The 13,203-nt window shown below is 70.6% G+C and carries 14 protein-coding genes; 7 read left to right on the top strand and 7 right to left on the bottom strand.

Translation table 11 applies throughout. The annotated features are described in order from the left end of the window. Nucleotides 1-23: 23 nt before the first annotated feature. From ACGFU6_RS02730 to yhfZ, 4 genes are all read right to left on the bottom strand, one after another. Nucleotides 24-1,358: a YhfT family protein gene (locus tag ACGFU6_RS02730; protein ID WP_393607686.1), complete on the bottom strand. Its 1,335-nt coding sequence runs from the start codon at nucleotides 1,356-1,358 to the stop codon at nucleotides 24-26. Between the two features lie 42 nt (nucleotides 1,359-1,400). Then, nucleotides 1,401-1,757 carry a DUF2620 domain-containing protein gene (locus tag ACGFU6_RS02735; protein WP_024491812.1) on the bottom strand — a complete coding sequence of 119 codons (357 nt, stop codon included), beginning with the start codon at nucleotides 1,755-1,757 and terminating at the stop codon, nucleotides 1,401-1,403. Nucleotides 1,758-1,812: 55 nt separating this feature from the next. Then, nucleotides 1,813-2,199, bottom strand: a complete 387-nt coding sequence (locus tag ACGFU6_RS02740) for a transcriptional antiterminator (protein WP_393607687.1) — start codon at nucleotides 2,197-2,199, stop codon at nucleotides 1,813-1,815. 95 nt (nucleotides 2,200-2,294) lie between these two features. Continuing rightward, nucleotides 2,295-3,233: a GntR family transcriptional regulator YhfZ gene (yhfZ, locus tag ACGFU6_RS02745; RefSeq protein ID WP_393607688.1), complete on the bottom strand. Its 939-nt coding sequence runs from the start codon at nucleotides 3,231-3,233 to the stop codon at nucleotides 2,295-2,297. A 137-nt stretch (nucleotides 3,234-3,370) separates the two neighbouring features. Between yhfZ and ACGFU6_RS02750 the strand changes: the two genes are divergently transcribed. Then, nucleotides 3,371-5,011 carry an MFS transporter gene (locus ACGFU6_RS02750; RefSeq protein ID WP_393607689.1) on the top strand — a complete coding sequence of 547 codons (1,641 nt, stop codon included), beginning with the start codon at nucleotides 3,371-3,373 and terminating at the stop codon, nucleotides 5,009-5,011. 49 nt (nucleotides 5,012-5,060) lie between these two features. Here ACGFU6_RS02750 and ACGFU6_RS02755 read toward each other — a convergent pair whose 3' ends face one another. Next, nucleotides 5,061-5,717, bottom strand: a complete 657-nt coding sequence (locus tag ACGFU6_RS02755; RefSeq protein WP_393607690.1) for a class I SAM-dependent methyltransferase — start codon at nucleotides 5,715-5,717, stop codon at nucleotides 5,061-5,063. 69 nt (nucleotides 5,718-5,786) lie between these two features. Next, a complete protein-coding gene (locus tag ACGFU6_RS02760) occupies nucleotides 5,787-6,563 on the bottom strand; it encodes an IclR family transcriptional regulator (RefSeq protein WP_393607691.1) in 777 nt (258 codons plus the stop codon). A 217-nt stretch (nucleotides 6,564-6,780) separates the two neighbouring features. On the opposite strand from ACGFU6_RS02760, the gene ACGFU6_RS02765 reads away from it, so the two are divergent. Together ACGFU6_RS02765 and ACGFU6_RS02770 are read left to right on the top strand one after the other, a co-directional pair. Then, complete coding sequence (locus ACGFU6_RS02765) at nucleotides 6,781-8,418, top strand: OPT/YSL family transporter (protein ID WP_393607692.1); 1,638 nt, start codon at nucleotides 6,781-6,783, stop codon at nucleotides 8,416-8,418. 73 nt (nucleotides 8,419-8,491) lie between these two features. Further along, complete coding sequence (locus ACGFU6_RS02770; protein ID WP_393607693.1) at nucleotides 8,492-9,556, top strand: DUF917 family protein; 1,065 nt, start codon at nucleotides 8,492-8,494, stop codon at nucleotides 9,554-9,556. A 258-nt stretch (nucleotides 9,557-9,814) separates the two neighbouring features. Here the strand turns inward: ACGFU6_RS02770 and ACGFU6_RS02775 are convergent, their stop codons facing one another. Next, a complete protein-coding gene (locus ACGFU6_RS02775; RefSeq protein WP_393607694.1) occupies nucleotides 9,815-10,546 on the bottom strand; it encodes an SDR family oxidoreductase in 732 nt (243 codons plus the stop codon). Between the two features lie 131 nt (nucleotides 10,547-10,677). Here ACGFU6_RS02775 and ACGFU6_RS02780 point away from each other — a divergent pair, with 131 nt between their 5' ends. From ACGFU6_RS02780 to ACGFU6_RS02795, 4 genes are all read left to right on the top strand, one after another. Then, nucleotides 10,678-11,268 carry a TetR/AcrR family transcriptional regulator gene (locus ACGFU6_RS02780; RefSeq protein ID WP_393607695.1) on the top strand — a complete coding sequence of 197 codons (591 nt, stop codon included), beginning with the start codon at nucleotides 10,678-10,680 and terminating at the stop codon, nucleotides 11,266-11,268. A gap of 312 nt (nucleotides 11,269-11,580) precedes the next feature. Then, nucleotides 11,581-11,742 (top strand): hypothetical protein, encoded by a 162-nt coding sequence (locus tag ACGFU6_RS02785; RefSeq protein ID WP_185092598.1) that lies wholly within the window; start codon nucleotides 11,581-11,583, stop codon nucleotides 11,740-11,742. After that, nucleotides 11,739-12,308: a sigma-70 family RNA polymerase sigma factor gene (locus tag ACGFU6_RS02790; protein ID WP_393607696.1), complete on the top strand. Its 570-nt coding sequence runs from the start codon at nucleotides 11,739-11,741 to the stop codon at nucleotides 12,306-12,308. Before ACGFU6_RS02785 ends, ACGFU6_RS02790 begins: the two co-directional genes overlap by 4 nt. Next, entirely contained in the window at nucleotides 12,305-13,171 is an 867-nt protein-coding gene (locus tag ACGFU6_RS02795; protein WP_393607697.1) for a hypothetical protein, read from the top strand. The genes ACGFU6_RS02790 and ACGFU6_RS02795 overlap by 4 nt, the downstream gene beginning before the upstream one ends. Nucleotides 13,172-13,203 lie beyond the last annotated feature (32 nt).

The following is a 13,203-nucleotide window of genomic DNA, read 5'->3' on the forward strand; positions in this document are numbered from 1 at the left end:
GTCAGGTCCCGGTCCCAGGGGTGTCAGCCCTTGACCGGGGTGAACAGATCGAGCCAGTACAGGATGTTGAGCAGGATGCCGCCGATGATCACGGCAGCGGGTGCGGCGGCCATCTTCACGACGGGGCGGCCCATCGCCTCGTTCAGCAGGTAGAGCCCGCCGACGACGAGGATGCCGAGTCCGCCGCCCATCGCGTTCGCGGCCATCAGCGAACCGAAGAGGATCGCGAGCTGGAGGGTGTCACCGATCGCGCTGCGCAGGTGTTCCGAGGAGTCGCGGACGCTGGGCAGCTTGCCGAGGACCCGGCCGATCCAGGAGAGGGCCAGTACCTCGGCCGCGAACACGAGAGCACCGACGACAGCGGCCAGGAACGGGTTCGGCATGAGGTAGCCGATCGGGTACACCAGCGTGAAGCCGGCGATGCCGTACGCCCCGGAGGCGAGCGCGGTGGTCGCGATCAGCGGGATGAAGCCGAACACGCGGTAGAAGTCGACCTGTGCGGCCTCGGAGTACTGCCCCTTGGCGATCAGGAAGCTGGTGGCCTCACCGCCGCCGAATATGTGCATCTGGGCCAGCACACAGACCCCGGCCCCCAGCACCATGAACAGCGGCAGATACCTGCGCAGCCGGGCCGCGCTCGCGCTGAACAGCGACGCCATCGGGTCGTCCTCCAGGACGATCTCCTCGACGCCCGCCGCCCGGTCGGCCCGGCGCTGCCGGACGTCCTTGGCGACCGCGAGGCCGATGAGCATCAGCACGCCGACGGCCATGGCCAGCGCCCCGGCGAACATGTTCGGCCACAGCTTCATGGTCATGACGACGAGGGCCAGTTCGAGGACGCCCGCGATCCCGCCCCACTTGCGGCCGAACTGCTTGGTGATGGCGAGCACCGGGAACAGCGAGAACAGGAACAGGATCGGCGTCGACATCTGCTGCATCGCGGTCAGGAAGTCGACCGGCAGGTCGTGGGCGACGTTGTTCGCGCCGTTCAGACCGAACACGACCACAGCGCCCCAGGCGGCGCCGAGGATGGGGGCGAGCCACTTCTTCGGTGCCAGGATCCCGAGGATGTCCGTGGGCAGGAAGACCAGCCACGGGTTCAGCACACCGGTGGACAGGGCCATCGGCGCGCCCAGTCCGAAGATGAACCCGGCGGAGAGACCGAACGAGACAGCCGTCGTCGCGCTGCGGGTGGTGCGCCCCTGGATGAAGTCCAGCATGAAGGGGCGGACCCCGTCGTTGAAGACGGCCAAGGCCATGTGCGAGATGTAGGCCGTCAGCGCACAGAGGGCTATCACGGTCAGTTGCTGGGCCAGCGTGAAGTCAAGGCCGGCGCCGGCTGCGAGTGTGGTGCTCACGAGTCACTCCTTGGTGCCCGGGATGATGAGAACAGGCTGTGTTCAGCCGCGGGCGGCGATGGCGCGCGCCATGAGGGGGGCGATGATGTCGATCTGGTCCATCGAGAAGCCGAAGACCTTCTTGCCTTCGGCGAGCAGTGCGGTGACCTGCTCCTCCGTCGGCACGCTCCGCCCGAAGGTGTGGCAGGCGGCGCTGCCCATCAGGCCGACGAGCACGCCGAGCGAGGCGCCGGCGCCGGTGTGGCAGGTGCCCAGGTAGTAGTCGGCCTGGCCGGCCCGGAGCTTCATCGCGGCGTCCATGTCGCTGGAGGCGACGACGTCGAGCGAGTCGATGCCGAGCTTGCCGATGGCCGCGGTGACCTCGACCTTGCCGACTCCACCGGTGAGGATCTTCGTCATGGCTGTTCTTCTCTCTGTGCGGGTACGGGCGGCGCGGGACGCCTGCCCAGACCGGTCAGGACGTGGGTGCGGAGGGGGACTGCTGGGCCAGGACGGCCAGGTGCATCCCGAGGAAGTTGACCTCGGACTCGGGGAGCGCGGCCCCGAGCTCCCGTTCGGCGCGGGCCGATACGGCGCGGGCGCGGGCGACGGCGTCGGGGTGTCCGGCCAGTTCGGCGGCGACCTGGTCGTCGGTGAGGAACTGCTCGATCGCCTCGCCGTCCAGGATCCGCCCGAGCGCCATCATCAGGTGGCTGGTCAGCATGCCTGCCGTCGCTTCGGTGACCGTGCGCCCCTCGGCCTCCAGGGCGGTCAGCTCGGTGGTGACGAAGTCGGCCACCTCGGGCCGGACCGTGCCGCCTTCGCGAAAGAGCTGGATGCGCAGTGCGAGCTGGTCGTCCATGATGATCCTCCTAAAATCAACAGTAACCAGGATTTTGTATTTTGAGGACGAGCGACGCCCCGGAGTTGTGAGACCCCGGTCACTGGGCCCGCCGGTCAGTACGAGGGGACGCGCTCACCCCGCAGTACCTCGTTCTGGAGCCGGGTCACCAGTGACAGATCGAGCGAGTCGCGGACCGCGGCGAGCGCCTTGGTCCCGTCGGACCGGCCGATCACCGCGGCGGTGGAGTTGCGCAGGGCCAGTTCCCGGTTGACCTCGTCGCCGAGCGGGAGCACGTCGACGCCGATCCCGAGCCGGTCCTGCGCCTCGTCCAGGTTCCAGACGGTCGCGTCCACCTCGTTCCGCGCGAACAGGTCGCCCAGCTGCATGTACGACGCCTCCCGCCACTCGACGTCCTCCCGGTCGGCGAAGACCCGCTCCACGAGCATCCGCAGATCCTCCGAGGCGTGGTCGACCGCCACCCGCAGTCCGGGCGTGTCCAGGTCCACCCCGTGTCGCACCAGCATGCCGTGCGCGCCGACGTAGGTGGCGGGGCCGAGGTCGGCCACCAGCTCCACCGGGTGCTCGGCGATCAGCTGGTCGGCGGCGAACCGGGACAGGACGACCAGGTCGACCTTGCCCTCCAGCAGTGCGGCGGTCCGGGCCCCCGCGCCTCGCATGAAGGTGATCGCGAACGGCGCACCCGCCTCCTCGAAGGCGCTGCGCAGCCCGGTCGCCAGGCCCTCGTAACGCCGCGAGTAGGGGAGCGGCATCGCCGCGAGCAGCGTTCCCAGGCCGGACAGCCGCCACAGGATGGTGCGGTCCGAGTGGACGAGGAAGGTGCCGAGGTGGCCCCGCGCGGTCGTCGAGATCGCGCCGGACTCCTCCAGCAGGTTGAGGGCCGCCTGAACGGTTCCGTTTCCGCAGCCCAGCTCCTGCGCGAAGTCACGCACACGGGGCAGGCGGGTGTCCGGCTCGTGGTGCAGGAGCAGGACGGCGAGCTGCCGCGCGGCGAGGCCGTTGCGCGTGAGGAAGCGGTCGTCGAAATCGTTCACGAATCAAACAGTAACCAGGATTCTGGATACTGACAAGGCCCCTGCCGGAAGCCGTCCCGGCCGCTTCGCACACCCCCGCCTCCTCCCGCTGGTCCGCCCGGCGTGCGCGCGCGGACGGGCGCGGAGAACATGGGGCCATGAGCAACTCGGCGCCGCAGGCGCAGGGTCCGGACCGGCCCGCGGGGGCCGGAGCGAGCGGGCCGCCGAACCAGACGCTGGCCCTGGCCGCGATGATGTTCGCCGTGTCGATGACGTTCATCGACCAGACCATCGTGGCGATCGCCGCACCGGACATCATCCACGAGCTGGGACTCACCTCCTCGCAGATGCAGTGGGTCGTCAACGCCTACCTGCTCACGCTCGCGGCGTTCTTCGCGCTCGGCGGCCGGCTGTCCGACATCTACGGCCACCGCCGCGTCATGCTCATCGGCACCCTCGTCTTCGTCATCGCCTCGGCCCTCTGCGGCGCCGTGCCGACGGGGGACTACGCCCAGGCGTGGCTGATCGGATTCCGGGCGATCCAGGGCTTCGGCGCGGCCCTGATGTTCCCGGCCGCGCTCGCCGTGGTCATCGCGGTGTTCCCGGTGGAACGGCGCGGGCGCGCGCTGGCGCTGTTCTTCGGCGTCTCGGGCGGGCTCACGGCCATCGGCCCGCTGCTCGGCGGCTGGCTCACCGAATGGACCTGGCGTGCCATCTTCTGGATCAACGTGCCCGTCGCCGTCGTCGCGATCGTCCTGGCGCTGCTCGCGCACATCCCCGAGAGCTCGAACCGGGAACCGCTGGACGTGCCGGGCACCGTGCTGATGGCGGTCGGCATGGGGCTGACCGTTCTGGGGCTCCAGCAGTCCGCTTCCTGGGGCTGGGACGCCTGGTCGACCTGGACCTGCATCGTGGTGGGGCTCGTGGTCCTGGTCTGCTTCTGCCGCTTCGAACTGCGCCGCCGCCACCCGCTCGTCAGGCTCCAGGTCTTCCGGGACCGGGCCTTCACCGTCGACATGCTCGTGCTGTTCTTCGCCATGACGGCCTTCGTGCCGGTCCTCTTCTTCGCCTCGGTGTACGCCCAGGTCTCCCTGAGCGCCTCACCCAACCAGGCGGCGCTCTACCTCCTCTACTTCTTCGTGGGGTTCGCCCTCGCCTCCCAGTGGGGCGGCCGCATCCTGGACAAGCGCGGCGCGCGCCCGGCGCTGAAGACCGGTGCCGCGCTCGGCGCGGTCGGCTTCGCGCTCTGGGCCGCCAAGCTGACGACGCTCTCGATGCACGACCAGTGGCCGTACGCGGCACTCGCGGGCGCGGGCATCGGCTTCCTGCTCGCGCCCGCCTCGACCGACGCCGTCAACCGGTCGATCGGCGCCTCCTACGGCGAGGTCACCGGTATCACGCAGACCGTCCGCAACTTCGCCGCCAGCATCGGCCTCGCGGTGTTCGGCACCGTTCTGACGCATGTCACGGTCAGCCGGGTCGGCGAGACGCTGCGGGGCGAGGGTGTGCCGTCCGGCCCCGCCCACACCGCCGCCCGGCACATCGCCGAGGCCGTCACCGGGAACGCGGACGCGCGACAGCCCACGGGAGACGGCAGGGCCGCCGAACTCACCCGGGAGTCGATGCGGGCCATCAGGCTGGACTTCGCCGAGGCGAACCAGTGGGTGTTCTACTCCATGGCCGGCGCACTCGTGCTCGCCTTCACCTGTTCGCTGTGGCACCCGGGCACACGCGTGACCGGCGACGCCGCGCCCCCCGGGGAACCGGCGCCGCATCCGCCGGGGCGCCAGATGTATTGACCACGAGCACTGTCGACAGGGGGACTTGACCTCTCGCCTGCGGCGTCCGTCAGTTCCGGTGCCAGACCAAGGTGTACCGCCAGAAGACTCTGCGGCGCAGCCGCGCACCGGGCAGCAACCGCCCGGCGTCACGGACGATGTCGGCGAAGCTCATCGTCGCGGGGCGGGTGGGAGCGGTCATCGATGCCGGCCGTGCCGTCCTGCGCCCCCGGTTCTTGATCCAGGCCATGACGACGTTCAGCGCGACGGCTGCCACGCCGAGCAGCCGGTCGCCGGTCGACCGGGCTTCGGCGAGCCCCACGACGACCAGGGTCCCGCCCGGTGCCAGATGCCGCCGGAACTCCTCGAGCGCCTCGGTGAAGGGCAGATGGTGGATGGCGGCGACGCACGTGATCACGTCGTAGGAACCGGACGGTATGTCAGTGAGCGCGTCTCCGACGGTGAACGCCACGGGCGCGGCGGGCGCGGTGAGTTCACGTGCCCGGGCGACGATCGTGGCGTCGGCGTCCAGACCCCGCACGGACTCGGCGCGCGTTCCCAGCAGCCGGGCCAGGTCCCCGCTGCCCGATCCGATGTCGAGGGCCGCGCCGAAGCGCTTCGGGACCTGCCGCATGATCCACCGGTGGTAGTGGGCGTTGTGGTCCCACGGGTGGGCGGCGTGGAACTGTTCCAGTGCCTTGAGGAGACGGGGCTGCGGGGTCGTCATGCCGTCACTCCATCATCCACTCGGTCGTCCGAGGTGTGAAGATGCGCCGACGGGTGCCGGGCGCGACCGTCAGCCGTCGGTCGCGGCGAACCCCAGCCAGTACGGATCACCGATCCGCTTGCCGACGCGCAGGGCCGCGTCCCGCACCGCCCGGCCGAATCGCTCCGGCATGCCGTCGCGCAGCTCCTGGGCGGGAAGCGCGATGCCGATCCCGAAGATCTGGCCCGTGTCACGGTCCAGGACGGCGCCCGAGATCCCGGCCACGCCCGGGACGTACTCGCCCCGTGAGAACTCCCACCCGTCGGCCCGGACCCGGGCCAACTGCGCGAGCAGCTCCGCCCGGGTCTTCGGCGCCTGCCCCACGCTGTGTTCGAGGCGGTCGTCGACGAGCCGCGTGACCTGGGCGTCCTCCAGGCGGGCCAGCAGGGCCCGGCCCATCGAACTGGCGTACGCGGGCGCCCGGGTGCCCGCCGGGGTGTAGGCATGGAGGGAACCGATGGCGCTGACGCGCATGTGCAGTACGAGCGACTCGCTGCCGTCCAGGACGTCGACGTAGCCGGTGTACCCGGTGTCGGCCACCAGCCGGGCGGCCTCCTCCTCCAGCAGGGAGACCGTGCCGCGCGAGGCGCGGAAGTGGTACGACGCCTCCATGATCAGTTCGCCGGGGCGGTAGGCGCGGGTGAGCGGGTCGCGCTCCAGGAAGCCGTACTCGGCCATCATGCTCAGCGTCCGCGACACCGAGCTCTTGGGAAGCCCGAGTTCGCCGGCCACGTCGGTGACGGTGACATCGCGCCGCAGGCGGGCCATGAGACGCAGGACGTCCCGGGCGTTGGCGAGTGTGCTCACCGTCTTCCTCCCTCTCCGGCCTCCCCGGCCGTGTCGCGTCCGATGGTATGCGGCCCGGGACCGGGGCCGGCCCGCCCACATTCTGAGACTTCTTGACGGCGGGGCCCCTCCGATCCGATGATCCATGGGTAGTCCAGATAATAGGACTCGGTTCCATATTTTAGAACCTTCAGTGGCCGGTGCCCATCGCCTCCGCACCGGCCCGTCAGGAGCACCCATGAGCCACGACGCGGACAGCGCCACGTCGCCCGGGACGACGACCAGCGTCGAACAGCTCGCGGCCTCCCCGCGACGCCATCCGCGCGCCCTGGCACCGGGCAATCTGATCCTCACCGTGGTGCTCAGCCTCTTCGGCGCCGTCGTCGGCATGCAGCTGCTCGCCACGCTGGGCATCACGCCCAGCACCTCACTCGTCGGGGCGCTCGCCGCGATGACGCTGGCCCGCATCCCGCTGGCCGTCTTCCGCGGCTACCGCTCGGTACACGCCCAGAACCTCGCCCAGACCAGCATCTCCTCGGCGACGTTCGGCGCCGCGAACAGCCTGTTCCTGCCGATCGGCATCCCGTTCCTGTTCGGGCTGCCCGACATGGTGCTGCCCATGCTGATCGGGGTGGCCGCCGCGATGCTGGTGGACGCCTGGCTGCTGTACCGCCTCTTCGACACCCCCGCCTTCCCCGCGGACAACCCCTGGCCGCCCGGCATCGCCGCGGCCGAGGCCATCAAGGCGGGCGACGGGGGCGGCCGCCGCGCCAAGGTGCTCGGAGCCGGTCTGCTGGCCGGGGCGCTCGGATCCGCCCTCTCGCTGCCCATGTCGGCCTTCGGCGTCGCCCTGATCGGCGGACTCGGCGCGATGACCGCGTTCGGCGTGGGCCTGTTGACCAGCTCGTACGCGGACAGCCTGACCGGCGTCGACCTCAACTCGGTCTACCTGCCGCACGGCATGATGATCGGCGCCGGTGTGGTCGCCCTGTTTCAGGTGGGCCGTGTCGTCCTCGACGGCCGCACCGGGAAGGCGGCCACGACGACCGCCACCGGCCCGGACTCCGGACGCCGCCTCGGCCGTTCACTGGGCATCGGCGGCGGCGCCTATCTCGTCATCGCCCTGCTGCTGACCCTCGGCACCGGCATCGCCACCCACATGAGCCCCGGCATGCTGACCGGGTTCATCGTGTACGCGACGGCGGCCGCCTTCGTCCACGAGCTGCTGGTCGGCATCGCGGCCATGCACGCGGGCTGGTTCCCGGCCTTCGCCGTCGCCCTGATCACCGTCCTGCTCGGCATCCTCATCGGATTCCCGCCGGAGGCCCTCGTGGTCCTGGCCGGCTTCACCGCCGCCACCGGACCGGCCTTCGCCGACATGGGCTACGACCTCAAGACCGGATACCTGCTGCGCGACGGCGACGGCCCCGCCTTCGACCTGGAGGGCCGTCGCCAGCAGCTGATCGCCGCCATGATCGGCTTCGGCGTGGCGGTGGTCGTGGTCCTCGTCTCGTACCGGATGTTCTTCGACAACGGGAAGGTGCCACCCATCGACGCGGCCTACGTCGCCGCGATCAAGGCCGGTCCTTCCATGGCGACCGCCCGCGATCTCGCCCTCTGGGCGATTCCCGGCGCCCTGGTGCAGTTCCTGGGCGGACCGCGACGGCAGCTCGGCATCCTGCTGGCCACCGGCCTGCTGATCACCACGCCCATGGCGGGCTGGATGGTCGCGGCCGGTCTGGTCTGCCGGCTGCTGGCGCCACGGGTGCTCGGCCCGCGCGTGAAGGAGGACCTGGAGGTCTTCGCCGGCGGCGCCATCGCGGGAGACGCCCTCTACTCCTTCGGCCACGGCGCGTTCGACGCCCTGCGCAAGTAGCAGCCCCCACACAGGCGGCGGCCGGGCCGCCCGCTCGATCAGCCCCCCACCTCAGAGAAGGAAGAGAAGCAACGTGAAGCGACAGCTGACCCAGGAAGACATCCGCGCGGCCGTGTACGGCGGCGCCGTGCTCGGCGGGGGCGGCGGCGGATTCGTCGGACGCGGGCTGCGCACCGCCGAACTCGCCCTCCAGGTGGGTGCGCCGGAGCTGTGGACCGCCGACGAGTTCGCGCCCGAGGACCTCACCGCCACCGTCGCCCTGGTGGGTGCGCCCGCCGCGGCCGACCCGCTGGTGCTGCCCACGCATCTGCTGCGCGCCCTGGAGCTGCTGCGCCGCGACCTGCCGCGCCCGCTTGCCGCGATCCACACGAACGAGAACGGCGCCGAGACCACCATCAACGGCTGGTTCCACTCCGCGATGACCGGCCTGCCCGTCATCGACCTGGCCTGCAACGGGCGCGCCCACCCCTCCAGCGTGATGGGCGCGATGGGCCTGCACCAGGAGGACGGATACCGCTCCGTGCAGGGCTACGCGGGCGGCAGGCCGCACACGTACGTCGAGGGCGCCGTCGCCGGCGGCCTGGAGGCCACCTCGTCCGTGGTGCGGCGCGCGTCGGTGGAGGCCGGCGGCTGGGTGGGCGTCGCCCGGAACGCGATCGAGGTCGGTTACGCCACGGCGCACGGCGCGCCCGGCGCGATCGGCTTCGCCATCGGGCTCGGCCACCGCTTCCTGGCCGAAGGCCCGGCCGGCGCGGCGCTCCACCTGGGCGGCGAGCTCGTCGCCACCGGCACGGTCCGCGAGTACCGCTGCGAGCAGCGCGAGGGCCTGGACGTCGGCGTCGCCGTGCTGGACGACGCCGCCGGCACCACCCTGCACTTCGTCAACGAGTACATGACGCTGGAACTCGGCGGCGAGCGCAGGGCCGCGTTCCCGGACCTCGTCACGACGTTCGACGCGGACGGCGCGCCGCTTGCCTCCGCCGACGTCGCGGTCGGCAGCCGGCTCAGTGTGCTGTACGCCCCGGCCGAGAACCTGCTCCTCTCGTCGACGATGCACATGCCCGAGGTCTACACCCCGGTCGAGGAACTGCTCGGCTTCTCCTTCGCGCCCGGGGCCGGGACCCCGGCCCATGCCTGAGGCCCGAACCTGTTCCGGGACGCACCGAGCGATGGGCGTAGCTCGGTCACCTGCTCATCGGCAGACTGCGCTCCCAGGTCAGCCTTGTCGTAATCCCGCTGCACAGTGGCGTCGGCCTCGGCCTTCGGTGCGTTCATGGGGAAGTAGGCCCCGGAGTGGACGACGCACGACGAGTCGTGGACCGCCACAGCGCGCACGATCCGAACGCGACGACGGCGGCCGGCACCGTGAGCACGGCCGCGACTCGGCGGCGCGGGCTTATCCCTGGGCGGTGGGGCGAACGACGATGTCGCCTACATCGACACCGTCCGGCTGTTCGACGGCGAAGGCGATGGCGCGGGCCACCGCGTCCGGCGAAAGAGCGGTCTCCATCATCTTGTCGATCTGGGTTTTCGCAGCCGGATCCATGCGCTCCGCGAAGTCCGTGCGGACGGCGCCGGGCGAGACGACGGTCACGCGCAGGCTGTCGCCGGCCTCCTGGCGCAGGCCCTCGGAGATGGTGCGCACGGCGTTCTTCGTGCCGGCGTACACCGACTGGAGCGGCACGATGCGCAGTCCGGAGGTGGACACGGTGTTGACGAAGTGCCCGAAGCCCTGCTCCCGGAAGACGGGAAGGGCGGCGGCGATCCCGTACAGGACCCCTTTGAGGTTGACGTCGATCATCTCCTCCCAGTCCTCGACGCGCAGTTCGTCCAGACGGGAGATCAGGCCGACCCCCGCATTGCTGACGAGGACGTCGAGCTTGCCGTACCGGTCGCGTGCCAGCTCGACGAGGCCGGAAAGGTCGCCCCGTCGCGTCACATCCGTGCGGGCCCAGACGGCTTCACCGCCGGCCTCTTCGATGCGGGCGGCCAGGGCCTCAAGGCGCTCCGGACGGCGTGCCCCGAGGACGATCTTCGCGCCGCGCTCGGCGAGCAGGAGCGCGGTCGCCTCGCCGATGCCGCTGCTGGCGCCCGTGATTGCTACGACTTTGCCGTCAATTCCCGACATGATGGACAGTCCTTTCGGTAGAGGAGTGGGGGTGGTCATGCTCTACAGTGAAAGTGGAGGCTCCGCCACTTCGACCCACACTAAGTGGCTGCGCCTCCACTTAGCAAATGGAGACAGGGGAGAGTCATCGAATGGCCCGAGATGCAGGACGCCCGCTGAGGGCTGACGCACAGCGGAACCGGGACAGGATCCTGGCCGCCGCGGTGCGCGTGTTCACCGAGGAGGGACTGGATGCGCACTTCGAGCGCATCGCCAGAGAAGCGGGCGTGGGAACCGGCACCCTCTACCGCAACTTCCCGACCAGGGAAGCTCTGATCGAGGCGGCCTACCGCAACGAAGTGGCCCGGCTGTGCGACGCCGTCCCCGGCCTCCTTGCGGCGATGTCGCCGCCTGAGGCCCTGCGAGCCTGGACTCGCGGCTTCATCGACTACGCCACCGCCAAACTCGGCATGGCCGATGCCCTGCGCGCCGTCGTCAGCTCGGGAACCAATCCCTACGCCGACAGCCACGAGCTGATTCAGGCCGCCCTCTCCTCCCTCATGGACGCCAATACCGCCGCCGGAACGATCCGCTCCGACATCAGCCCGACCGACATGTTCGCCGCCCTCGCCGGTATCGCCCTCACCTCGGCCAAGCCCGAGCAGCGGGAGCAGGCCGAACGCCTCCTCGACCTCACCCTGGACGGACTGAAGCCCGCGCGGTCCAGGCTCCCCGAAGACTGAAGGCAGAAGCCCGGACATCATCGAAGCTGCTGTGTGGAGCGGTTCGGGCCGCTGGGTCAGGGGCGCTACGAGTTGCCGGTCGACGCCGGCTGTCGAGGCCGACGTCGGCCACCGGCCCGGGGACACTCAAGGTGGTTCCGGGGAACTCGCGGGATGTCGTACAACCGGTTGCGCCGGCCCGTCACTTTCTCCGAATTGACCCTGCACACTTGTTCGTTGCCAGGTGTTGTTGAGAGTGAAGGGCGCACGACCCGCGCACTTCCCGGGCTCGATGAAGCGCCCGGCTCTTCGCACGAACAGAGGCTCGCGCCTGTGACGATCCACCTCGTAGGTGACCTGATGATCCTGGCGGTCACGATCCGCGTCTTCGGCAAGGACGCCCGCACCCTGCTGCGCCACCTGGCGGCCGCGGGAGTCCAGGCCGGGGTGAGCGAGTTGAACCGCCGTCCCCGCGACGGGAAGGAAGGCCGGTGACCGAGTACCGAAGCCGCACCCGTCCGGGCACAGATCCGATGACGCAGCAGTTGCCCGACCTCTCCTTCACCGCCTTCCACCAGATGAACCGTCCGCGCTACGTCCACTACGCCGAGACGTTCCTCCACAACCGCCACGATGCCGAGGAAGCCATCGACAGCGCCTTCGAGCAGCTTCTGCGCTCCTGGGACAAGGTCCTGCTCGTCGAGAACCCGGCCGGCTACGCGTGGACCGTCATGCGCAACAAGGTCAACGATCACAGCCGCGCGCGCAGGCGCAGGCCCCCGCTGCTCGACGACGAGGCCTTCAACACCTTCGCCCTGCGCGACGCCGTCGACCCGTACGGACAGATCACCGAGTCCCTCGCCCTCATGAGGGCCATGCGGCAGCTCACCGAGCGTCAGCTCGACGTCATGGTGATGACCTACCTCCACGGGCTGAACGCACCCGAAGTGGCCGACGTACTCGGCATCACCAGCGCCACCGTCCGCTCCACGGTCCGGCACGCCACGCGCCGGCTGCGGGACATCCTGGGACCGGACCGCGCCATGGAAGGGCGACGATGACACGCCACATCACGGAGTTCCTCTCCCGCGCACGCCTCGTCACCACGCCCTACACCCAGGACGACATCAACGCAGCCGAGACCCGTCTGCTCGCCCGCCTCCACACCGCCGGACCGTCCCCCGCCCCGCCGCCACCAGCCGTTCCCGCACCGGAGGCGCCGGGCGAGCACGAAGCGGCCCAGAACCTGCAGACCCTCTGCGAAACCGTCGTCACCCGCAACACCGCCCTCAGTACCCTGGACGCCTTCCTCACCCCCCAGCTCCCCGAACCCCCGGGCGCGCGGGTCCTGGGCTGCATCCTCCAGCTCGCGGAGTCCGAGGAGAACGCCCGCTTCTGGTGGCAGTACGCGGCCGGTGCCGGCGACCCCGCGGCCTCCTACTGCCTCTACCTCCACCACCTCGCGCTCGGTGAGCACGGCGAAGCCCGCTGGTGGTACGAACAGACCGAGCAGATCCAGAGCGCACCCCCCTCCACCGACGATTCCACCGACGCCGCGCCGGACGTCACCGCCGACGACGTGCCCGGCATCGTCACCGACGCGCTCAACGCCGTGACGACCACCGACGCCAGCCTGCTGCCCACGGCGCTGCGCATCCTCGGCGCGCTCAAGACCGAACCGGCCCCGGTGCCCGCCATGGTCGGGGCCGTGCTCGACTACGTACCGGCGGCCGTCGGGCACATAGACGACTTCGAACTGCCCCTGCCCGCACCCGGCTTCACCGACCACATCCGCACCCTCACCGCCGGCAGCACGCCCGCCCCGGGACGGTCCTCCGTGCGCAACCGGCTCCAGCCCCGCCCCAAGCCCACCTGGCCGCTCATCGCCGCCGCCCGCCGGGAACCCAAGTGGTGCTGGGGGTAGCGGCAGGCAGAACCGGCGCGGCACCCACCTCC

The sequence above is a fragment of the Streptomyces sp. NPDC048462 genome (assembly GCF_043200175.1).
Lineage (GTDB): Bacteria > Actinomycetota > Actinomycetes > Streptomycetales > Streptomycetaceae > Streptomyces.

Coding starts and splice junctions, on each gene's coding strand:
- ACGFU6_RS02735 (WP_024491812.1), bottom strand. CDS start 1,757: ATGACGAAGATCCTCACCGGTGGAGTCGGCAAGGTCGAGGTCACCGCG.
- ACGFU6_RS02755 (WP_393607690.1), bottom strand. CDS start 5,717: ATGACGACCCCGCAGCCCCGTCTCCTCAAGGCACTGGAACAGTTCCAC.
- ACGFU6_RS02775 (WP_393607694.1), bottom strand. CDS start 10,546: ATGTCGGGAATTGACGGCAAAGTCGTAGCAATCACGGGCGCCAGCAGC.
- ACGFU6_RS02780 (WP_393607695.1), top strand. CDS start 10,678: ATGGCCCGAGATGCAGGACGCCCGCTGAGGGCTGACGCACAGCGGAAC.
- ACGFU6_RS02795 (WP_393607697.1), top strand. CDS start 12,305: ATGACACGCCACATCACGGAGTTCCTCTCCCGCGCACGCCTCGTCACC.
- ACGFU6_RS02765 (WP_393607692.1), top strand. CDS start 6,781: ATGAGCCACGACGCGGACAGCGCCACGTCGCCCGGGACGACGACCAGC.
- ACGFU6_RS02740 (WP_393607687.1), bottom strand. CDS start 2,199: ATGGACGACCAGCTCGCACTGCGCATCCAGCTCTTTCGCGAAGGCGGC.
- ACGFU6_RS02750 (WP_393607689.1), top strand. CDS start 3,371: ATGAGCAACTCGGCGCCGCAGGCGCAGGGTCCGGACCGGCCCGCGGGG.